Annotated in this window: 31 protein-coding genes and 1 pseudogene; all 32 read right to left on the reverse strand. The window is 49.8% G+C overall.

Going from position 1 to position 17,900, the window contains the following annotated elements; genetic code table 11:
* Positions 1-38 precede the first annotated feature (38 nt).
* The 32 genes and pseudogenes from H8B15_RS13865 to rplC all read right to left on the reverse strand — a co-directional run bounded on the left by H8B15_RS13865 (position 39) and on the right by rplC (position 17,760).
* Positions 39-365, reverse strand: coding sequence for a hypothetical protein (locus H8B15_RS13865; RefSeq protein WP_187320288.1), 327 nt, complete (start codon positions 363-365; stop codon positions 39-41).
* Positions 366-548: 183 nt separating this feature from the next.
* The gene (locus H8B15_RS13870; protein ID WP_187320289.1) at positions 549-863 is read right to left on the reverse strand and encodes an FtsB family cell division protein; all 315 of its coding nucleotides are present in this window, start codon (positions 861-863) and stop codon (positions 549-551) included.
* A gap of 159 nt (positions 864-1,022) precedes the next feature.
* Positions 1,023-2,294 (reverse strand): phosphopyruvate hydratase, encoded by a 1,272-nt coding sequence (gene eno / locus H8B15_RS13875; RefSeq protein ID WP_187320290.1) that lies wholly within the window; start codon positions 2,292-2,294, stop codon positions 1,023-1,025.
* 196 nt (positions 2,295-2,490) lie between these two features.
* Positions 2,491-3,090 (reverse strand): 50S ribosomal protein L17, encoded by a 600-nt coding sequence (rplQ, locus tag H8B15_RS13880; RefSeq protein ID WP_187320291.1) that lies wholly within the window; start codon positions 3,088-3,090, stop codon positions 2,491-2,493.
* Between the two features lie 203 nt (positions 3,091-3,293).
* The gene (locus tag H8B15_RS13885) at positions 3,294-4,283 is read right to left on the reverse strand and encodes a DNA-directed RNA polymerase subunit alpha (RefSeq protein WP_187320292.1); all 990 of its coding nucleotides are present in this window, start codon (positions 4,281-4,283) and stop codon (positions 3,294-3,296) included.
* Between the two features lie 151 nt (positions 4,284-4,434).
* Complete coding sequence (gene rpsD, locus H8B15_RS13890; protein ID WP_185281341.1) at positions 4,435-5,040, reverse strand: 30S ribosomal protein S4; 606 nt, start codon at positions 5,038-5,040, stop codon at positions 4,435-4,437.
* Positions 5,041-5,179: 139 nt separating this feature from the next.
* On the reverse strand, positions 5,180-5,572 hold the full coding sequence (gene rpsK, locus H8B15_RS13895) for a 30S ribosomal protein S11 (RefSeq protein ID WP_185281342.1): 393 nt from the start codon (positions 5,570-5,572) through the stop codon (positions 5,180-5,182).
* 70 nt (positions 5,573-5,642) lie between these two features.
* Complete coding sequence (gene rpsM / locus H8B15_RS13900; RefSeq protein ID WP_187320293.1) at positions 5,643-6,020, reverse strand: 30S ribosomal protein S13; 378 nt, start codon at positions 6,018-6,020, stop codon at positions 5,643-5,645.
* Between the two features lie 18 nt (positions 6,021-6,038).
* On the reverse strand, positions 6,039-6,155 hold the full coding sequence (gene ykgO / locus H8B15_RS13905; RefSeq protein WP_034256541.1) for a type B 50S ribosomal protein L36: 117 nt from the start codon (positions 6,153-6,155) through the stop codon (positions 6,039-6,041).
* Between the two features lie 110 nt (positions 6,156-6,265).
* A complete protein-coding gene (infA, locus tag H8B15_RS13910) occupies positions 6,266-6,484 on the reverse strand; it encodes a translation initiation factor IF-1 (protein WP_185281344.1) in 219 nt (72 codons plus the stop codon).
* Positions 6,485-6,488: 4 nt separating this feature from the next.
* Positions 6,489-7,259, reverse strand: a complete 771-nt coding sequence (gene map, locus H8B15_RS13915; RefSeq protein ID WP_187320294.1) for a type I methionyl aminopeptidase — start codon at positions 7,257-7,259, stop codon at positions 6,489-6,491.
* A 5-nt stretch (positions 7,260-7,264) separates the two neighbouring features.
* Entirely contained in the window at positions 7,265-8,581 is a 1,317-nt protein-coding gene (gene secY / locus H8B15_RS13920) for a preprotein translocase subunit SecY (protein WP_187320295.1), read from the reverse strand.
* Between the two features lie 13 nt (positions 8,582-8,594).
* Complete coding sequence (gene rplO, locus H8B15_RS13925) at positions 8,595-9,044, reverse strand: 50S ribosomal protein L15 (RefSeq protein ID WP_187320296.1); 450 nt, start codon at positions 9,042-9,044, stop codon at positions 8,595-8,597.
* A 14-nt stretch (positions 9,045-9,058) separates the two neighbouring features.
* Entirely contained in the window at positions 9,059-9,238 is a 180-nt protein-coding gene (rpmD, locus tag H8B15_RS13930; protein ID WP_185281348.1) for a 50S ribosomal protein L30, read from the reverse strand.
* A 6-nt stretch (positions 9,239-9,244) separates the two neighbouring features.
* Positions 9,245-9,772: a 30S ribosomal protein S5 gene (gene rpsE / locus H8B15_RS13935; RefSeq protein ID WP_185281349.1), complete on the reverse strand. Its 528-nt coding sequence runs from the start codon at positions 9,770-9,772 to the stop codon at positions 9,245-9,247.
* 4 nt (positions 9,773-9,776) lie between these two features.
* Positions 9,777-10,127 (reverse strand): 50S ribosomal protein L18, encoded by a 351-nt coding sequence (rplR, locus tag H8B15_RS13940; RefSeq protein WP_185281350.1) that lies wholly within the window; start codon positions 10,125-10,127, stop codon positions 9,777-9,779.
* Between the two features lie 9 nt (positions 10,128-10,136).
* Positions 10,137-10,691 carry a 50S ribosomal protein L6 gene (gene rplF, locus H8B15_RS13945; protein WP_187320297.1) on the reverse strand — a complete coding sequence of 185 codons (555 nt, stop codon included), beginning with the start codon at positions 10,689-10,691 and terminating at the stop codon, positions 10,137-10,139.
* An 18-nt stretch (positions 10,692-10,709) separates the two neighbouring features.
* Positions 10,710-11,108, reverse strand: coding sequence for a 30S ribosomal protein S8 (gene rpsH, locus H8B15_RS13950; protein ID WP_187320298.1), 399 nt, complete (start codon positions 11,106-11,108; stop codon positions 10,710-10,712).
* Positions 11,109-11,290: 182 nt separating this feature from the next.
* The gene (gene rpsN, locus H8B15_RS13955) at positions 11,291-11,560 is read right to left on the reverse strand and encodes a 30S ribosomal protein S14 (protein ID WP_187320299.1); all 270 of its coding nucleotides are present in this window, start codon (positions 11,558-11,560) and stop codon (positions 11,291-11,293) included.
* Positions 11,560-12,114 carry a 50S ribosomal protein L5 gene (rplE, locus tag H8B15_RS13960; RefSeq protein WP_187320300.1) on the reverse strand — a complete coding sequence of 185 codons (555 nt, stop codon included), beginning with the start codon at positions 12,112-12,114 and terminating at the stop codon, positions 11,560-11,562. Before rplE ends, rpsN begins: the two co-directional genes overlap by 1 nt.
* 39 nt (positions 12,115-12,153) lie before the next feature.
* Positions 12,154-12,393, reverse strand: a pseudogene (gene rplX, locus H8B15_RS13965) (50S ribosomal protein L24); the annotation flags it as partial.
* Between the two features lie 3 nt (positions 12,394-12,396).
* Positions 12,397-12,765 (reverse strand): 50S ribosomal protein L14, encoded by a 369-nt coding sequence (gene rplN, locus H8B15_RS13970; RefSeq protein WP_187320301.1) that lies wholly within the window; start codon positions 12,763-12,765, stop codon positions 12,397-12,399.
* 1 nt (position 12,766) lies between these two features.
* Positions 12,767-13,060, reverse strand: a complete 294-nt coding sequence (gene rpsQ, locus H8B15_RS13975; RefSeq protein ID WP_187320302.1) for a 30S ribosomal protein S17 — start codon at positions 13,058-13,060, stop codon at positions 12,767-12,769.
* Between the two features lie 3 nt (positions 13,061-13,063).
* Positions 13,064-13,276 carry a 50S ribosomal protein L29 gene (rpmC, locus tag H8B15_RS13980; protein ID WP_187320303.1) on the reverse strand — a complete coding sequence of 71 codons (213 nt, stop codon included), beginning with the start codon at positions 13,274-13,276 and terminating at the stop codon, positions 13,064-13,066.
* A gap of 6 nt (positions 13,277-13,282) precedes the next feature.
* A complete protein-coding gene (gene rplP, locus H8B15_RS13985) occupies positions 13,283-13,705 on the reverse strand; it encodes a 50S ribosomal protein L16 (protein ID WP_185281358.1) in 423 nt (140 codons plus the stop codon).
* A 39-nt stretch (positions 13,706-13,744) separates the two neighbouring features.
* Entirely contained in the window at positions 13,745-14,593 is an 849-nt protein-coding gene (gene rpsC, locus H8B15_RS13990; protein WP_187320304.1) for a 30S ribosomal protein S3, read from the reverse strand.
* 5 nt (positions 14,594-14,598) lie between these two features.
* Positions 14,599-15,066 carry a 50S ribosomal protein L22 gene (gene rplV / locus H8B15_RS13995; RefSeq protein WP_187320305.1) on the reverse strand — a complete coding sequence of 156 codons (468 nt, stop codon included), beginning with the start codon at positions 15,064-15,066 and terminating at the stop codon, positions 14,599-14,601.
* A gap of 1 nt (position 15,067) precedes the next feature.
* On the reverse strand, positions 15,068-15,346 hold the full coding sequence (gene rpsS, locus H8B15_RS14000) for a 30S ribosomal protein S19 (protein ID WP_185281361.1): 279 nt from the start codon (positions 15,344-15,346) through the stop codon (positions 15,068-15,070).
* A 3-nt stretch (positions 15,347-15,349) separates the two neighbouring features.
* On the reverse strand, positions 15,350-16,177 hold the full coding sequence (gene rplB, locus H8B15_RS14005) for a 50S ribosomal protein L2 (protein WP_187320306.1): 828 nt from the start codon (positions 16,175-16,177) through the stop codon (positions 15,350-15,352).
* 30 nt (positions 16,178-16,207) lie between these two features.
* Positions 16,208-16,495, reverse strand: a complete 288-nt coding sequence (gene rplW / locus H8B15_RS14010) for a 50S ribosomal protein L23 (protein ID WP_187320307.1) — start codon at positions 16,493-16,495, stop codon at positions 16,208-16,210.
* The gene (gene rplD / locus H8B15_RS14015) at positions 16,495-17,133 is read right to left on the reverse strand and encodes a 50S ribosomal protein L4 (RefSeq protein WP_187320308.1); all 639 of its coding nucleotides are present in this window, start codon (positions 17,131-17,133) and stop codon (positions 16,495-16,497) included. The genes rplW and rplD overlap by 1 nt, the downstream gene beginning before the upstream one ends.
* A gap of 6 nt (positions 17,134-17,139) precedes the next feature.
* Positions 17,140-17,760, reverse strand: a complete 621-nt coding sequence (gene rplC, locus H8B15_RS14020; RefSeq protein ID WP_187320309.1) for a 50S ribosomal protein L3 — start codon at positions 17,758-17,760, stop codon at positions 17,140-17,142.
* Positions 17,761-17,900: the final 140 nt, after the last annotated feature.

Here is a 17,900-nt window from a genome sequence, read left to right on the forward strand (position 1 = left end):
TGCGCTCCGCTGCATTCAGGATGACAGATGAGTGCCGCTTACCGTTTCTTTTGCGGCGCTGGTACCAGCCCAAACGTCAGCACCTGGGTAGCAGTCGAGTCGCGGAAACTCACATCTAGCAGCACCTGCGGCTTCGCTCGAAGCGTGTCGCTGGCGAAATGAAACTGATAGAACGGGTGCGCTTGCTGGTCGTCGCCGAAGCGGAATCCTAGCTTGTAGAGCGTGATACGCGGCCCAAACCGCTTTCCTTGCTCATACAGCACGCGGCTGTCAGTACGGAATTGAGCAGTCGTCAGGCGTTGACGGGTTTCGGACGTCAAGAGAGGGTAGGCGTCGCGGTATTTGCCTTGCAGCACTGTCAGCAAAAACTTCCGTGTCAGCTGCACCTGCGACGTTTTTCTGGGTGGGGAAGTAGCTGCCAGAAGCAAACCGCTGCAGACGATCAATAAGCAGGTAAAAAGGACTTTTCGCAACAACTGAGTGGAGTGGGTCATAACCCTGTTACTGCAAAAGCCGGTGCTACGTTAGGTAGTACCGGCTTTTGCGATTTATTCATCTTCCTGCGGCACCAGGATGAACACATCCTCGCCCGGCCGTTTCATGATGTATTTTTCGCGAGCAAACTTTTCCAGCAATTCGGGGCTACTCAGCAGTTCGGCGCGGTCTTGCTTCACCTGCTCAATGTTTTTGAGATAATAGTCGCGCTCTGTTTGCAAATCGCGCCACTTGGCGTACATATCATACTGCTTCACTAAGTCATTGGCATCGAACACAAACATCCATACCAAAAAGCCCATCCCCGCCAGAAAGTAAAAGCTGCGCAGAAAGCGGGGCACACGGTGAAATACGTCGAGCAGACTCATAGCAAGTATAATGGGTAGGAAACGCACCAAAACAGGCGCCTACCACAAATATCAAGATTTCAGTTGATACCGCTTACAACAAAACAGCACCGCCGCTCGAAAGCAACGGTGCCATTCTCATAGAATCAGCGAAATCCCGCTAATCAGCAGAATCGGTGATTACATTTTCTTGCCGGGGAAGTAGGCGGTTTCGCCCAATTCCTCCTCAATACGGAGCAGCTGGTTGTACTTAGCCATACGGTCGGAGCGCGAAGCCGAGCCCGTCTTGATCTGACCCGTGTTCAGCGCTACGGCCAGGTCAGCAATGGTGCTGTCCTCCGTCTCGCCCGAGCGGTGCGACATGATGCTCTTGTACCCATTGCGGCGGCCCAGGTTCACAGCGTCAATCGTCTCGGTGAGGGTACCGATCTGGTTTACCTTGATGAGGATAGCATTGGCAATTTGCTCGTCGATACCACGCTGCAAGCGCTCCACGTTGGTCACAAACAAGTCGTCGCCTACCAGTTGGGTAGTCGAGCCAATGCTGTCGGTCAGGCTCTTCCAGCCGCTCCAATCGTCCTCGTCCATGCCATCTTCAATGCTGATGATGGGGTACTTCTTGGTCCAGTCGGTCCAGTACGCTACCATTTCCGAAGAAGTCAGCTTGTCGCCGGTGCTCTTTTTGAAGTGGTAGTGACCATCGGAGTAGAACTCCGATGCCGCGGCGTCCATGGCAATCATCACGTCGTCGCCGGGCTTGTAGCCCGCAGCCTCAATGGCCTGCAACACTACCTTGATAGCGTCTTCGTTGGATTTGATGTTCGGCGCGAAGCCGCCTTCATCGCCCACGTTGGTGCTCAAGCCCTGCTTTTTCAGCACGTTTTTGAGGTTGTGGAAGATTTCAGTGCCCCAGCGCAGCGCTTCCGAGAACGAAGGCGCACCCACCGGCATAATCATGAACTCCTGGAAGTCGATGGAGTTGTCGGCGTGCGAGCCGCCGTTCAGGATGTTCATCATGGGCACGGGCAGCGTGTTGGCCCCTACCCCACCCACGTAGCGGTAGAGCGGCATACCAGCATCTTGCGCCGCCGCACGAGCCGCCGCCAGCGATACGCCCAGAATAGCATTGGCACCCAGATTTGCCTTGTTGGGCGTGCCGTCCAGCTCCCGCATAATCTTGTCGAGCAGCGCTTGCTCGTATACCGAGAAACCAATCAGCTCTTCCGCAATCTTGGTATTCACGTTGTCCACGGCCTTCAGCACGCCTTTGCCCACGTACTTCGACTTGTCGTCGTCGCGCAATTCTACGGCTTCGTGCTTGCCCGTGCTGGCACCCGAGGGCACAGCAGCCCGGCCGGTAGCGCCAGAATCGGTCGTCACGTCTACTTCCACGGTAGGATTGCCGCGAGAATCAAAAATCTGTCGAGCGTGGATGGAGGTGATAATGCTCATGTTAAAAAGTATGAGAGGTTGAAAAGTGGTAGGGTAGCCGCCAGCTGTTGATCTGAAATAGCAGCAAACGGGGTATTTTGGTGGCCCAAGGTAAGAAATTCGACAGGGACGCCGTACTCTTCTTGGGTATCACGTGCGAACTAGCAACAAAAAAGGACTGGCTTATGGCCAGTCCTTTTCGTTTCGGAGCAGTTACTTACGAAGCAGCTTCTTCGTCACGCTCCTGTGCTTCCTCGCGGCTTTCGCCTTCTTGCACAGTGGTGGTAGGGGTATCTTCGGGAGCCGAAACTTCTACGGTAGCGTTCGAAGCAATAGCTTCGCCGCTTACCTCCGTGGCACTGGTAGTAGTAGCATCGGTAGCTTTCTTACCACCACGACGCGAACGACGGGTAGTCGTCTTGGCTTCGCCGGCATTCTTCGCCTCCAGCAGCGTTTCGTTGTAGTCTACCAACTCAATGATGCACACTTCAGCATTATCACCCAAACGGTTCTGGCTTAGCTTAATGATGCGAGTGTATCCACCCGGACGGTCAGCAATTTTAGCTGCTACATCGCCAAACAGCTCCTTTAGAGCTTCTTTGTTTTGGAGGGTAGCAAATACGGTACGGCGCGAGTGCGTCGTGTCATTCTTTGCCTTGGTGATTAGCGGCTCTACGAACTGGCGCAGCGCTTTGGCTTTCGCTACCGTTGTAGTCAGACGCTTGTACTGGATCAGCGAAATTGCCATGTTCGACAGCATCGCATTGCGGTGGGACGTAGTACGACCCAAGTGGTTGATGGATTTACCGTGACGCATAAAAAAGAGAAAATGTAAGCTTGCGGATGCCGGCCACGGCGGGTAAGCAGCCCTGCTGCCTCCACATTAGTACCGACGCCCCTCAGGGCTTACTGGTTGAAAAAAATGTGTGCTCTATAACAAGTAAATAGCCGAATGGCCGAACCGTTGGTGGTATGCTCACTAAGCATCCATTAGCAGTTCAGCCATTCGGCTATTCAATACTAATCTTCGTCGAGGCGGTACTTACCCAGATCCATCCCGAAGGTCAGACCTTTTTCCTCCACGAGGTTTTCCAGTTCCGTCAACGACTTCTTACCGAAGTTACGGAACTTCATCATGTCGCTCATATCCAGCTGCACCAAATCGCCCAGCGTTTTGATGTCAGCGGCCTTGAGGCAATTGTAAGCACGTACGCTCAGGTCCATATCCGCCAAAGGCGTCTTCAGAACCTTACGCATGTGCAGCGTTTCTTCATCTACAGTTTCTTCTTCCTCGGGCTTAGCCGATTCGAAAGTCATTGTATTGTCCGAGAACAGCATAAAGTGCTGAATCAGAATGTTGGCAGCACCTTTCAATGCTTCCTCCGGATGAATAGAGCCGTCAGTCTGAATTTCAACCAACAAACGCTCGTAGTCCGTCTTCTGCTCTACGCGGGTATTTTCGATGCTATATTTCACGTTTTTAATAGGCGTGAAAATCGCATCAATAGCAATCTGGCCAAAAACCTGATCGGTCGGCTTGTTCTCCTCAGCCGGCACGTAGCCACGACCTTTCTGGATCGTGAACTCAAACTCAAGCTCCGTGCCCGGATCAACGTGACAAATCACCAGATCCGGATTCAATACCTGAAAACCGCTGGTAAAATTGTTGATGTCGCCCGCCGAGAAGCTTTCCTGACCTTTGATGCGCACCGTGATTTTATCCTCAATGGCGTCGCTCACCTTTTTGAAGCGAACCTGCTTTAGGTTCAGAATGATTTCGGACATGTCCTCAATCACACCTTCAATAGTCATAAACTCGTGCAGAACGCTGCTGGTGCGTACCGACGTGATGGCGTAGCCCTCCAGCGACGACAGCAGGATACGGCGCAGTGCGTTGCCGATCGTGACGCCGTAGCCTTTCTCCAGCGGTTTGAATTCAAACGTTCCGTAAAAGTCGTCTGATTTCTCCATCACGACCTTTTCCGGCATTTGAAAAGCTAAGATTGACATAAGTGGGGCTTTATATGTAGTGTGTATGAGTAGTAGGTAGCAAGACCACAAACAAGTTGTTTACGTCCTACTACCTACTACTCAGTACTCAAATCCATTAAATACAACGAAGAAAATCGAATGAACGCCCCAGCTGAAGCCAGGGCAGTTATTACTTCGAATACAGCTCGACGATGAGCTGCTCGGTGATTTTCTCCGGAATCAGTTCGCGGGAAGGAGCATTCAGGAATTTGCCTACCATCTCTTTGCCATCCCACTCCAGCCACGAGAACTGACGCGAGTTGCGTACGCTCAGGCTGTCGGTGATAGTCTCCAACGACTTCGATTTCTCACGAACACCCACTACGTCACCAGCACGCAGCTTGTAAGAAGCGATGTTCACGATTTCACCATTCACTGTGATGTGCTTGTGCAGTACCAACTGACGAGCAGCACGACGGGTAGGGGCAATGCCAAAACGGTAAACCGTGTTGTCAAGGCGTGACTCCAACAGAGCCAGCAGGTTATCACCCGTGATACCGGGCAGAGTAGCAGCCTTATGAAACAGGTTCTCGAATTGTTTCTCCAACACGCCGTAAAGGTATTTCACCTTTTGCTTCTCCATCAGCTGGATAGCGTATTCCGACTGCTTCTTGCGACGGCCACGACCATGCTGGCCGGGGGGGTAGTTCTTTTTGTTGAGTGCCTTGCTCGGGCCGAAAATCGGCTCATTGAAGCGACGGGCAACTTTGGTTTTAGGACCGGTATAACGTGCCATTTCGGGGTTATTGAGTTTTACTGGGGGTTGAACCGCGTGTGTCGGGCTATTAGATGTGCCTTGCAGGGGTGAAAGGCTGCATCAGAAACCCGACACGGAGGGCAAACCAACGCCAAGCGTTAGCTGCCAGTTCATTATATCAGACGCGACGACGTTTAGGAGGACGGCAGCCGTTGTGGGGCAGCGGCGTCACGTCGCGGATAGTCGTCACCTCAATACCCACGTTCTGGATAGTACGAATAGCCGACTCCCGGCCCGAACCCGGACCTTTTACGAATACTTCGGCTTTGCGCATACCCAAGTCATGCGCTACTTTGCCGCAATCCGTAGCTGCCATCTGAGCAGCATAAGGAGTGTTCTTCTTCGAACCACGGAATCCCATCTTACCAGCCGATGCCCAGGAAATTACTTGGCCATTGTTGTTGGTGATGGAGATAATGATGTTATTGAACGAAGCCTTGATATGTACTTGGCCGGTCTGTTCAACCTGGACAACGCGCTTCTTGGCTTTGTCTTTTCTCTTTTGTGCCATTTGGTTATCGCAAAATATGCGGAAGGTGTTGAAGCTAGCTACTACTGCCCGCTCCGATTTCCGCTACTAGTTATTTAGTAGCCTTTTTCTTGTTGGCAACCGTCTTACGCTTACCCTTGCGAGTGCGCGAGTTATTCTTGGTACGCTGACCACGAACCGGCAAGCCTTTACGGTGACGTAGACCACGGTAGCAACCAATGTCCATCAAACGCTTGATGTTCAGTTGCACTTCCGAGCGCAATACACCTTCCGTCTTGTATTCGGAAGCAATAATGCTACGGATTTCACCAGCTTCGTCCTCGGTCCAATCTTTCACCTTCTTATCCAGCGAAATGCCGGCTTTAGTCAGGATCTGCTGAGCGGAGGGACGGCCAATGCCGAAAATATACGTCAGGGCGATTTCGCCCCGCTTGTTGTCCGGGATATCTACCCCTGCAATACGAGCCATGTTGTAGGATCTGAGTGCTTAACCTTGCCGCTGCTTATAACGCGGGTTTTTCTTGTTGATGACGTAAAGCTTGCCTTTGCGGCGAATTACTTTACAGTCAGCGCTACGCTTCTTTACGGACGCTTTGACTTTCATGAGTGTGGAAACTTAGGGTCTATGAGACATGAGGCCTTAGAAAGACCCCGAATTCTAGAAAAGTGGTGCAAAAGTACACAACTTCCTGAAATTCTGAGTCTCTAAGACCCTTATTTATAACGGTAAACGATTCTACCTTTCGACAGGTCGTAAGGAGACATTTCCAACTTCACCTTATCCCCTGGCAGAATTTTAATGTAGTGCATCCGCATCTTACCCGAGATATGGGCAATAAGCTGGTGACCATTTTCCAATTCCACGCGGAACATGGCATTGGACAGTGCTTCCAGAATGACTCCGTCCTGCTCAATGGAGGATTGTTTTGCCATATGGCTATTGTAAGGCTTTTTCTATGTATTCAAAGGAGGTGAGTACCTCTGCTTTGTCTTTTCTAACAACAACTGTGTGCTCAAAGTGCGCTGAAGGCATTTTATCCTTCGTGCGAATGGTCCAACCATCCTTTTCTTGCACAATCTTTTGTGTGCCTAAGTTGACCATCGGCTCGATAGCAATTACCAAACCTGTCTGCAACTTTAAGCCAGAACCACGTTTGCCATAGTTAGGTACCTCAGGACGCTCGTGCAGCTTTTTACCTACACCATGTCCTACAAGCTCTCTAACTACACCATAACCTTGTTTTTCAACGTGTTGCTGTACAGCATAGCTTATATCGCCCATACGATTCCCAGCTATTGCTTGTTCAATACCAAGATAGAGTGATTCTTTAGTTCGTTGCAACAACGCTAGGACTTCAGGAGCAACATTGCCTACTGGATATGTGTAGGCGCTGTCAGAATGATAACCATTCAGAAAGACGCCTCCATCCACAGAAATTACATCTCCGTCTTTGAGCGTATAGTCACTAGGAAAGCCGTGTACTACTACTGAATTAGGTGATATACAGAGGCTGAAAGGAAAATCGTTGTATCCCTTAAAAGAAGGTACTCCACCATTATCACGAATAAACTCCTCGGCACGCTGGTCCAGTTGCCGTGTAGTCACTCCTTCTTTGATAAGCTTTGCTACCTCTCCATGAGCTTGAGCCAGTACTTTCGCACTGGCTCTCATTAACTCTATTTCTTCTTCTGTTTTGTAAACTATCATCAGAACTATGAAGCCAAAGCAATATTCTGCGAACGGCCTCGTACTTTTCCGCTTTTCATCATGCCATCATACCTTTGCATGAGCAAGTAGCTTTCCACCTGATTCAACGTATCCAATACTACTCCAACCATAATGATTAGAGAAGTACCACCATAAAAAGCGGAGAAGGGTCGTGTAACACCAAGCAACAGAGCAAAAGCAGGGAAGATGGCAATCAACGCAAGAGCTACTGCACCAGGCAACGTAATTCGCGTTAGTACCTCATCTATATATTCTGAGGTATCTCGCCCAGGCTTCACGCCAGGTACGAAGCCTCCACTACGCTTTAGATCATCCGCAATTTGGTTAGGATTAACACTGATAGCTGTGTAGAAGTAAGTAAAGACAATGATGAGAGTGGCGAAGACTAGATTATACTGCCAAGACGTATAGTCTGAAAACTTCAGCCCAATATAACTCGCAGTTTCACTATCATTCTGCCAAACTGAGGCTACGATAGCAGGAACAAACATCAGTGATTGCGCAAAGATGATAGGCATTACACCAGCTGCATTCACCTTCATGGGAATGAACTGACGTTGTGCATTCAATTGCGTTGTACCACCAATCTGTTTAGCATATTGAACCGGGATGCGACGAACAGCCTGAGTCAATACAATAACAGCCATTACCACTAAGAACAAAACAACCAGTTCGATCAGGAAAATGAGAGAGCCTTGCATACGCTTGGCTGCTGCCTCCCCAATCAAAGCACCAGGTAAGCGCGATACAATCCCAATCATAATGATCATGGAAATGCCGTTACCAATACCTTTATCGGTAATTTTTTCACCCAGCCACATACAGAACAAAGTGCCGGCTGTGATTACTACCATAGTAGTAATAGTGAATAACAACCCGGGATTCGTTATCGCTTCTGCATTAATAGTTGCGATGAAACCCACTGACTGGGCCATTACAATAGGAATGGTGAGAAAACGAGTGTACTGGTTGATTTTCTTTCGACCAGACTCGCCTTCCTTTTGTAACTTTTGGAAATAAGGAACGGCAATAGTCAGAAGTTGCAGTACGATAGATGCCGAAATGTAAGGCATGATACCGAGTGCAAAGATGGAAGCATGACTGAAGGCCCCTCCTAACAAAGTGTCCAAAATACCAAAAAGACCTTGAGCACCTTGCTTCAATTGGGTTGGGTCTACCCCTGGCAAAACTACATAAGAGCCTAGCCGGTAGATAGCAATGAAAAAAACAGTATTGAGGATCCGAGTTCTCAGATCCTCAATTTTGAAAATATTCTTTATCGTCTCGATAAACTTTTTCATTGCTTAGTATGCTTTACAGCGTCACAGCTTTGCCCCCAGCCTTTTCAATGGCTTCAACAGCCGATTTCGAGAAAGCATGAGCATGAACTTCTACAGCCTTGGTGATTTCACCACGACCTAGAATTTTTACTTTGGCATTTTTTGATACCAATCCGGCATTCACAAAGTAAGCAGCATCCAAAGTAGAGGCGTTGCTATCCTTTTCAGTGAGTAAAGCTAGAACATCCAAATTGATGCTCTTGTACTCTACACGGTTGATATTTTTGAAACCAAACTTAGGCACACGGCGCTGAAGTGGCATTTGACCACCCTCAAAACCCGATTTCTTGGAATAACCCGAACGGGACTTGGCACCTTTATGACCGCGCGTTGATGTACCGCCGCGGCCGGAACCCGTACCACGACCTACACGCTTTTCATTGCGGGTAGCACCAACGGCGGGTTTTAGATTGCTGAGATTCATATTCGACTTATTGCCTAGAGTTCTGTTACTTCTACAAGGTGCTGTACTGCAGCTACCATACCAGCAATTTGAGGAGTATTTTCAACTTCCTTTGTGCTGCCGATTTTGCCCAGACCAAGAGCCTGAACGGTACGCTTTTGACGCTCAGGGCGGTCAATAACGCTTTTCACCAAGGTGATTTTAATCTGTGCCATCTCTGCTTAGCCGTTAAATACTTGCTGAAGACTGATACCACGTTGCTGTGCAATCTGCAACGGGTCGCGCATCTTAGCCAAAGCATCGAAAGTAGCCTTCACTACGTTGTGCGGGTTGGAAGAGCCTTTCGACTTTGCTAGCACATCTTTGATACCAGCACTCTCAAAGACAGCGCGCATAGCACCACCGGCAATTACACCAGTACCTGCAGCGGCAGGCTGTACTAACACGAAACCACCCGAGTACTTACCTTCCATTACGTGCGGCACTGTATGCTTATACAGCGGCACCTTTACAAGGTTCTTTTTCGCATCGTCGATGCCTTTGGCAATGGCGTCAGTTACTTCATTGGCTTTGCCGAGTCCGTAACCCACTACTCCGTTGCCATCGCCCACTACTACAATAGCAGAGAAGCTGAAGCGACGACCACCTTTTACTACTTTGGCAACGCGGTTGATTGCAACCACTTTTTCCTTAAGGTCGGTCTCGTTAGCGCGAACAACCTTGTTGTTATCTCTATTCTCTTTGGACATTGTCTTAGAAATTCAGCCCGCCTTCACGCGCGCCATCTGCCAGTGATTTTACGCGGCCGTGGTAGAGATAACCGGAACGGTCGAATACCACTTTCGTAATGCCTTTACCTTGAGCACGGGAGGCAAGCTCTTTGCCTACTGCGGCAGCAAGGGCGACTCCGTTGCCCCCTTCCACCGAAACGTGCTTTGAGGAAGCAGACGCCAACGTGTGACCGGTAGTATCGTCAATAATTTGGGCATAAATGCCTGTATTGCTACGAAACACTGACAAACGTGGGCGCTCGGACGTGCCAGCAACCTTTGTGCGGATGATGCGCTGGATCCGTTTTCTTCTAGATGCTTTATCGAAAGCCATGATGTGAAATTATTTCGAAGCTGTTTTACCAGCCTTACGACGAATTTGCTCGCCCACGAAGCGCACACCTTTGCCCTTGTAAGGCTCAACTTTGCGCAGCGAACGTATTTTAGCAGCTACTTGACCAAGCAATTGCTTGTCGATGCTATTCAGCGTAACAATGGGGTTCTTACCTTTTTCTGTAACAGCAGTAGCAGTTACTTCTTTCGGTAGAGCCAAGAAGATATTGTGTGAATACCCCAGCGCGAGTTCTAGCGTATTCCCGGCAACAGTGGCTTTATAACCTACCCCTACCAATTCTAGTTTCTCCTCAAACCCGTTACTAACGCCTTGAATAGCATTGTTGATCAGTGAACGATACAAACCGTGCATCGCCTTATGGCGCTTCTGCTCGGTAGGACGCTCTACAACCAATTGGCCATCAACGGTAGAAACTTTAATATCTTGATCAACCGGTGTTACTAGTGTGCCTTTAGGGCCTTTCACTGTTACCTGGTTTTCATTATTTATATCAACCTGAACACCAGTGGGCAGGCTGATCGGCAGTTTACCAATACGTGACATAGTCTCGGTTCCTTTCGGTTAGTAAACGTAGCACAGCACCTCGCCGCCCACATTCTCATTTTTGGCCTCTTTCTCTGTCATTACACCTTTCGACGTCGACAGAATAGCAATACCCAAACCGCTTAATACGCGTGGCAGGTTTTGCACGTGTGCGTATGTCCGCAGACCTGGTGTGCTCACGCGTTGCAATTTGGTAATAGCCGGTTGCTTGGTAGTCGGGTTGTATTTCAGAGCGATTTTAATCGTACCCTGTACCGACGAATCATCAAAACGGTAGCTTTGGATGTACCCTTTATGGTAGAGCACTTTCGTAATCTCCTTTTTGATGTTGCTGGCCGGAATCTCTACTACCCGGTGATTTGCCTTAATGGCATTGCGCAACCGGGTCAGGTAGTCGGCAATTGGATCTGTATTCATTTGACTATTAGAGCGAGTCCCTGTTTTTTAGAGAGCCGCAAAGATAAGAAAATTCCACCATTGCTCAAGGCAACTTTGAAATTTTCGAGTTAAGACTGCTTGGCTCGGCTGTCTGGGCTCGGCCAATGGTTTCTTAGGCAAAGAAGGCTGGATAGCTTTGAAAACCACCCAGCCTTTTCAATTTACCAGCTCGATTTGGTTACGCCGGGAATTTTACCAGCGAGAGCCATTTCGCGGAAACGAACGCGGCTGATACCGAATTTGCGCATGTAACCACGCGGACGGCCATCAATCATATCACGGTTGTGTAGGCGTACGGGCGAAGCATCGCGAGGAAGCTTGTCCAAACCTTCGTAGTCGCCGGCAGCCTTAAGAGCAGCACGCTTCTCGGCATAGCGAGCAACGGTGGCGATGCGCTTACGCGCTCTTGCTTTTGCGGATTCCTTAGCCATTAGTTTTGTTTCTTGGCGTTAGTGAACGGCATTCCGAAGGCTTTGAGCAACTCATAGCTTTGCTCGTCGTTTTCAGCCGTCGTTACAAAGGTGATATCCATACCCGAGATAGACTTGATCTTATCGATTGAGATTTCGGGGAAGATAATTTGCTCCTTAACGCCTAAGGTATAGTTACCACGGCCATCGAAGCCCTTATCGTTGATGCCTTTGAAGTCACGTACGCGGGGCAATGCCACAGTTAGAAGACGGTCCAAGAACTCATACATCCGTTCGCCACGCAGGGTAACACGGGCGCCAATTGGCATACCCTCACGGAGTTTAAAGTTCGAAACCGAACGCTTAGCGATGGTAGGAACAGCTTTCTGACCAGCGATGGTCGTCAATTCTTCCACACCATTATCAACCAGCTTTTTGTCAGCTACTGCTGCGCCAATACCGCGGTTAATGCAGATTTTAGTGATACGTGGTACCTGCATGATGCTCTTGAATTGGAATTTCTCCTGGAGCGCAGGTACTACTTCTGCTTGATATTTTTCTTTGAGTCGAGCCATTGTCGTAAAGCCGGATTAGGCGTTTGTCGTTGCAATCGGCTGCACGTTGCTCACGTGAATCGGCGCCTCAATCTTGGTGATACCCCCTTGCGGGTTTTTTGCACTAGGTTTGTTGTGCTTGGTCACCAGGTTCAGACCTTCTACGATTACACGCTGCGTGGAACGGTTCACCGACTTGATTACGCCGGTTTTGCCGCGCTCATCACCTGCAATCACCTTTACGGTATCACCGGTTTTTACGTGCAGTTTAACAGGCGTTGCTTTAGTTTTCGTTGCCATTGCTTAGAGAACTTCAGGAGCCAGTGAAACAATCTTCATGAACTGCTTCTCGCGCAGTTCGCGGGCCACGGGGCCAAAGATGCGGGTGCCACGAGGCTCGTTGTTATTATTGAGCAGTACAGCAGCGTTATCATCGAAACGAATGTACGAACCATCTTTGCGGCGTACTTCTTTTTTCGTGCGTACTACTACTGCTTTCGATACAGTGCCTTTTTTTGCGTTGCCAGAAGGAATAGCTGATTTAATTGCTACTACAATCTTGTCGCCAACGCTAGCATATTTCTTACCCGTGCCACCTAGGACACGGATGCAGAGCACTTCTTTGGCGCCGCTGTTATCAGCGACGGTCAGACGGGATTCTTGCTGGATCATCTTACTTAGCGCGCTCTAGAATTTCTACCAATCTCCAACGCTTGTTTTTGCTCAGCGGACGGGTCGACATAATGCGGACCGTATCCCCTTCGCCACACTCGTTGTTTTCGTCGTGTGCCATAAACTTGGTAGTCTTGGACACGAACTTACCATAGATCGGGTGCTTCTGTTTAATTTCCACAACTACCGTAATGGACTTGTCCATTTTGGAGCTGGAAACGCGCCCGATGATTTCCTTGCGCATGTTGCGCTCAGGTGCGCCGACTACCGGCTGCTGTGCTGCGTTGCTTTCCATCGTTTATTTAGCAGTTTGGTTAGCCTGCTCGTTCTCGCGACGGTTCAGCTCCGTCAGCAGACGGGCTACGTTTTTGCGGCTGTGCTTCAGGCGAACCGGGTTTTCCAAAGGCGAAATAGCATGCGCAAAGCGTAGCGACTGCCCGTTGGTCTGTTCGGTTTTGATTTGCTCTTTCAGCTCTTCCAGCGAAAGGGCGCGGATATCTGCGTTCTTCATCTTGTCTTAGCTTTCTACGTAGTCGCGACGAACAACAAACTTGGTCTTAACCGGCAGCTTCTGCGCGGCCAGACGCAGCGACTCCTGCGCTACTTCTAATGACACCCCGTCCGATTCGAACATGATGGTGCCGGGTTTAACTACGGCTACCCAATACTCAGGTGAGCCTTTACCTTTACCCATACGTACCTCAGCGGGCTTCTTCGTAATAGGCTTATCAGGGAAGATACGGATCCAAACTTGACCTTCACGCTTCATTGCGCGAGTCATAGCGATACGAGCAGCCTCAATCTGGCGTGCCGTAATCCAAGCCTGCTCCAAAGACTTGATAGCGAATGAACCGAAATCGATAGTGCTGCCGCGATGGGCGAGGCCGTGGATGCGACCCTTCTGCATCTTCCGATACTTAGTTCTTTTCGGCTGTAACATGAGTTATACGAAAAAAAGATTCGAGATGAGAAAAAGGGCCTAGCGACGAGGGCCGCCACCCTGACCACCACGGTTTCCACCACCCTGGCCTCCACGACGGTTACCACCGCCTTGGCCACCACGGTTGTCACCGCCACGGTCGTTACGGTCACCACGTTCACGACGCGGGCCACGGTCGCCACGGTCGCCACGTGGACCACGGTCGTTGCGGCTTTCACCGTTACCAGGGTTGGTTGGCTGCTGGTTAGGTGACAGATCAGGCTTGCCGAAAACTTCGCCACGCATGATCCACACTTTGATACCGATTTTGCCGTAAACTGTTTGGGCTTCCGACAAAGCATAGTCGATATCCGCACGCAGAGTATGCAGGGGCGTACGACCTTCTTTATACTGCTCAGAACGAGCAATCTCAGCACCGCCTAAACGACCGCCGCATTGAATTTTGATGCCTTCAGCACCAACCCGCATAGCAGCTTGGATAGACATTTTCATGGCACGACGGAAAGAGATACGAGCCTGCAATTGCTGTGCAATGCTTTCCCCTACCAGTTTTGCATCAAGCTCAGGGCGCTTAATTTCAAAGATGTTGATTTGAACGTCTTTGCTGGTAATCTGCTTCAGCTCGTCCTTGATCTTATCAACCTCTTGGCCACCTTTACCAATTACCACACCTGGACGGGCAGTATTGATCGTGATGGTAATACGCTTCAGCGTACGCTCAATTACGATGCGGGAGATACCGCCTTTCGGAATACGAGCAAGAATATATTTGCGGATTTTTTCGTCCTCAACCAGCTTATCGGCAAAATCTTTACCGCCGTACCAGTTCGAGTCCCATCCTTTGATGACTCCCAGACGGAAGCCGGTTGGATTTACTTTCTGTCCCATAGTGCTTATGCGGTAGCCTCAGCTTGATTTGCGGTCGATTTTTTGGATGAACGACGGGTAGGTTTTGCGTCACCTGCGTTGCTAGTCGTTTCAGCAGCCTGCTTAGCAGCAGCTTTGCTGCCCAAAGGCTCAACTTTCGTATCAATAATCAGCGTTACGTGGTTGCTACGCTTACGAATACGGTGACCGCGACCTTGAGGGGCTGGGCGTAGACGCTTCAACTGGCGACCTTCGTCAACGAAAATTGTCTTGATGTAAAGATTAGCATCTTCGATACGCTCATCTTCGTTTTGCTGCTGCCAATTAGCCAGAGCTGACAAAAGCAGCTTCTCAATTTTAGCGGCGCCCGAGTTGGCTTCGAATTTCAGCAGGCCTAAGGCACGAGTCACTTTCTGACCACGAACCATGTCGGCTACCAAGCGCATTTTGCGCGGCGAGGTAGGCACATTGCGGAGTTTAGCTACTGCTTCCATCTTAGCGCTTGCCTTTATCTTTCTTGGCTACGTGGCCACGGAAGTTACGCGTAGGCGCAAACTCACCGAGCTTGTGACCGACCATGTTTTCGGTCACGTATACCGGAATAAATTTATTGCCGTTGTGTACGGCGAAGGTGTGGCCAACGAAGTCCGGAGAAATCATCGAGCGGCGCGACCAAGTCTTCACCACTGATTTCTTGCCGGCTTCATCCATTGCCGTTACTTTCTTCTCGAGCCGAAAGTCAATGTACGGCCCTTTTTTTAGCGAACGTGCCATTGGTTATTTCTTGCCTTTACGGTTAACGATGAGCTGCTCGGAGTACTTGTTCTTATTACGGGTCTTCTGTCCTTTCGAGAAGATACCGTTGCGGCTGCGTGGGTGACCACCCGACGACTTGCCTTCGCCACCACCCATTGGGTGATCGACAGGGTTCATAGCTACACCACGAACGCGAGGACGGCGGCCCAACCAACGGTTACGACCAGCTTTGCCCAGGCGCACATTCATGTGGTCGCCGTTTGAAACAGTGCCTACCGTAGCCATGCAGGTAACCAGTACCATACGCATTTCACCAGAGGGCAATTTCAAAGTTGCGTACTTATCTTCGCGAGCTACAAGCTGTGCGTAAGTACCTGCCGAGCGCGCCATGGCAGCACCATTGCCAGGCATGAGTTCGATGTTGTGTACAATTGTACCTAGTGGCATCTCACGCAAAGGAAGCGTGTTACCCACTTCGGGTGCTACACCGGAGCCCGAAACAATCGTAGCACCTACCGTTAGACCGGCGGGCGCAATGATATAGCGCTTTTCGCCGTCAGCATAGTTTACGAGTGCGATACGGGCAGTGCGGTTTGGATCGTATTCAATCGTCTTCACCGTGGCTGGAACACCAGCTTTATCACGCTTGAAGTCGATAACACGATACTTTGCTTTGTGTCCACCGCCAATGTAGCGGTTCGACATTTTGCCCGAATTGTTACGGCCACCAGAGTTTTTGAGGGGTGCCAACAGCGACTTCTCCGGCGTCGACGTCGTAATCTCGTCGAAAGCCGGGGCGATGCGGAAGCGCTGACCCGGTGATGTTGGTCTTAGTTTTTTGAGTGCCATTACTATAGCTGGTTTGCTCTATCAGAAGGCTTAGATACCGCTGTAGAAGTCGATTACGTCGCCTTCTTTCACGGTTACAATAGCCTTTTTGCCATGAGGGCGGCGGCCGCTTACAGCACCACCCTTCGTGAATTTCGATTTTACTTTACCATTCGTGCGGATGGTGCTAATGCCCGTAACCGTCACGCCGTAAAATTGCTCGACATCCTTTTTGATTTGAACCTTGTTAGCCGTACGAGTTACTTCAAACACGTACTGGCCTTTTTCGTTCAGGCTGGTAGCCTTTTCGGTTACAACCGGTTTTTTCAGCGTGCTCATTATTCAGCAGTGGTATAAAGTTGTTCTAAAGACTTCAGACCATCTTCTGACAACAGCAAGGTGTCAGTGTTCAGCAAGTCGTGCGTGTTCAACGCTACTGGAGTAGCTACGCTTACTTTCTGAATGTTGCGAGCCGACAGAACAACGTTCTTATCAACTTCACCAGTTACTAGCAGGGTCTTCTTACCGTTGTTCAGCTTCAGACCGGCTAAGATGTTCGCGAAATCTTTTGTCTTTGGAGCCGACAGCGTGATGTTCTCTACCAGAGAAATTTTGCCATCTTTCGCCAGTGAGCTGAGAGCCGACAGACGAGCCAGACGTTTGGTTTTCTTGTTAAGCTTGAAGCCGTAGTCGCGGGGCTGTGGGCCGAAAACACGGCCACCACCGATAAATACAGGCGACTTCATGCTACCAGCGCGAGCACCGCCCGTACCTTTTTGCTTCTTCAGCTTTTTGGTCGTGCCGCTTACTTCGTTACGCTGCTTTGCTTTGTGCGTTCCCTGACGTTGGTTAGCCAAGTACTGCTTCACGTCGAGATACATGACGTGCTCATTCGGCTCAAGACCGAAAATAGCGTCCGACAGGGTCACTTTGCGACCAGTGTCTTCGCCTTTGATGTTATATACTGACAGTTCCATCTCGCCTTATTTTTCCAGGACCACGTAAGAATTCTTCGCGCCGGGAACCGAGCCGCTCACTACAATCAGGTTCTTATCAGCCACGATACGCATTACCTTCAGGTTCTGCACCTTCACGCGGTCATTACCCATGCGGCCACCCATGCGCATTCCTTTGAACACGCGAGAGGGCCAGGAGCAAGCACCGATAGAACCGGGGTGACGACCACGGTTGTGCTGGCCGTGCGTTTGACCACCTACACCGGCAAAGTTGTAGCGTTTCACAACGCCTTGGAAACCTTTACCTTTTGAGGTACCCACTACGTCTACGAACTCGCCTTCTTCGAACAGATCAGCTTTCAATTCGCTGCCAGCCGAATAGCTAGTTACGTCATCAACGCGAAACTCAACGAGCTTCTTCTTAGGGGTGGTACCGGCTTTGGCGAAGTGGCCAGCCAGCGCTTTTGTGGTATTTTTCGCTTTTTTCTCGCCGTAGCCGAGTTGAACAGCGGTATAACCGTCGTTCTCGAGCGTTTTCACCTGCGTCACTACGCACGGACCCGCCTCAATGAGGGTACAGGGAACATTCTTCCCGTCCGGAGTGAAGAGGCTTGTCATACCGATTTTTTTACCGATGATGCCAGGCATTCTATTAGATGTTTATGAAAAAGACACAGTGAAAACGCCCAGATAGCGTTTTCGTAATGGGAGTGCAAAGCTAGGCAAAGTTTTTATAAGAAGCCAGCGTCATTCTAAAATATTTTCATGCTGTGGCTTTCAGTTTATCT

This window comes from Hymenobacter citatus (assembly GCF_014333615.1).
Taxonomy (GTDB): domain Bacteria; phylum Bacteroidota; class Bacteroidia; order Cytophagales; family Hymenobacteraceae; genus Hymenobacter; species Hymenobacter citatus.

What these genes read in the sequence shown, in the direction of transcription:
- H8B15_RS13870 (WP_187320289.1), bottom strand. Translation starts at nt 863, where the DNA reads ATGAGTCTGCTCGACGTATTTCACCGTGTGCCCCGCTTTCTGCGCAGC.
- eno (WP_187320290.1), bottom strand. Translation starts at nt 2,294, where the DNA reads ATGAGCATTATCACCTCCATCCACGCTCGACAGATTTTTGATTCTCGC.
- rplQ (WP_187320291.1), bottom strand. Translation starts at nt 3,090, where the DNA reads ATGCGTCACGGTAAATCCATCAACCACTTGGGTCGTACTACGTCCCAC.
- H8B15_RS13885 (WP_187320292.1), bottom strand. Translation starts at nt 4,283, where the DNA reads ATGTCAATCTTAGCTTTTCAAATGCCGGAAAAGGTCGTGATGGAGAAA.
- rpsD (WP_185281341.1), bottom strand. Translation starts at nt 5,040, where the DNA reads ATGGCACGTTATACCGGTCCTAAAACCAAAGTTGCCCGTCGCTTCAAT.
- rpsK (WP_185281342.1), bottom strand. Translation starts at nt 5,572, where the DNA reads ATGGCACAAAAGAGAAAAGACAAAGCCAAGAAGCGCGTTGTCCAGGTT.
- rpsM (WP_187320293.1), bottom strand. Translation starts at nt 6,020, where the DNA reads ATGGCTCGTATTGCAGGGGTAGATATCCCGGACAACAAGCGGGGCGAA.
- ykgO (WP_034256541.1), bottom strand. Translation starts at nt 6,155, where the DNA reads ATGAAAGTCAAAGCGTCCGTAAAGAAGCGTAGCGCTGACTGTAAAGTA.
- infA (WP_185281344.1), bottom strand. Translation starts at nt 6,484, where the DNA reads ATGGCAAAACAATCCTCCATTGAGCAGGACGGAGTCATTCTGGAAGCA.
- map (WP_187320294.1), bottom strand. Translation starts at nt 7,259, where the DNA reads ATGATAGTTTACAAAACAGAAGAAGAAATAGAGTTAATGAGAGCCAGT.
- secY (WP_187320295.1), bottom strand. Translation starts at nt 8,581, where the DNA reads ATGAAAAAGTTTATCGAGACGATAAAGAATATTTTCAAAATTGAGGAT.
- rplO (WP_187320296.1), bottom strand. Translation starts at nt 9,044, where the DNA reads ATGAATCTCAGCAATCTAAAACCCGCCGTTGGTGCTACCCGCAATGAA.
- rpmD (WP_185281348.1), bottom strand. Translation starts at nt 9,238, where the DNA reads ATGGCACAGATTAAAATCACCTTGGTGAAAAGCGTTATTGACCGCCCT.
- rpsE (WP_185281349.1), bottom strand. Translation starts at nt 9,772, where the DNA reads ATGTCCAAAGAGAATAGAGATAACAACAAGGTTGTTCGCGCTAACGAG.
- rplR (WP_185281350.1), bottom strand. Translation starts at nt 10,127, where the DNA reads ATGGCTTTCGATAAAGCATCTAGAAGAAAACGGATCCAGCGCATCATC.
- rplF (WP_187320297.1), bottom strand. Translation starts at nt 10,691, where the DNA reads ATGTCACGTATTGGTAAACTGCCGATCAGCCTGCCCACTGGTGTTCAG.
- rpsH (WP_187320298.1), bottom strand. Translation starts at nt 11,108, where the DNA reads ATGAATACAGATCCAATTGCCGACTACCTGACCCGGTTGCGCAATGCC.
- rpsN (WP_187320299.1), bottom strand. Translation starts at nt 11,560, where the DNA reads ATGGCTAAGGAATCCGCAAAAGCAAGAGCGCGTAAGCGCATCGCCACC.
- rplE (WP_187320300.1), bottom strand. Translation starts at nt 12,114, where the DNA reads ATGGCTCGACTCAAAGAAAAATATCAAGCAGAAGTAGTACCTGCGCTC.
- rplN (WP_187320301.1), bottom strand. Translation starts at nt 12,765, where the DNA reads ATGATCCAGCAAGAATCCCGTCTGACCGTCGCTGATAACAGCGGCGCC.
- rpsQ (WP_187320302.1), bottom strand. Translation starts at nt 13,060, where the DNA reads ATGGAAAGCAACGCAGCACAGCAGCCGGTAGTCGGCGCACCTGAGCGC.
- rpmC (WP_187320303.1), bottom strand. Translation starts at nt 13,276, where the DNA reads ATGAAGAACGCAGATATCCGCGCCCTTTCGCTGGAAGAGCTGAAAGAG.
- rplP (WP_185281358.1), bottom strand. Translation starts at nt 13,705, where the DNA reads ATGTTACAGCCGAAAAGAACTAAGTATCGGAAGATGCAGAAGGGTCGC.
- rpsC (WP_187320304.1), bottom strand. Translation starts at nt 14,593, where the DNA reads ATGGGACAGAAAGTAAATCCAACCGGCTTCCGTCTGGGAGTCATCAAA.
- rplV (WP_187320305.1), bottom strand. Translation starts at nt 15,066, where the DNA reads ATGGAAGCAGTAGCTAAACTCCGCAATGTGCCTACCTCGCCGCGCAAA.
- rpsS (WP_185281361.1), bottom strand. Translation starts at nt 15,346, where the DNA reads ATGGCACGTTCGCTAAAAAAAGGGCCGTACATTGACTTTCGGCTCGAG.
- rplB (WP_187320306.1), bottom strand. Translation starts at nt 16,177, where the DNA reads ATGGCACTCAAAAAACTAAGACCAACATCACCGGGTCAGCGCTTCCGC.
- rplW (WP_187320307.1), bottom strand. Translation starts at nt 16,495, where the DNA reads ATGAGCACGCTGAAAAAACCGGTTGTAACCGAAAAGGCTACCAGCCTG.
- rplD (WP_187320308.1), bottom strand. Translation starts at nt 17,133, where the DNA reads ATGGAACTGTCAGTATATAACATCAAAGGCGAAGACACTGGTCGCAAA.
- rplC (WP_187320309.1), bottom strand. Translation starts at nt 17,760, where the DNA reads ATGCCTGGCATCATCGGTAAAAAAATCGGTATGACAAGCCTCTTCACT.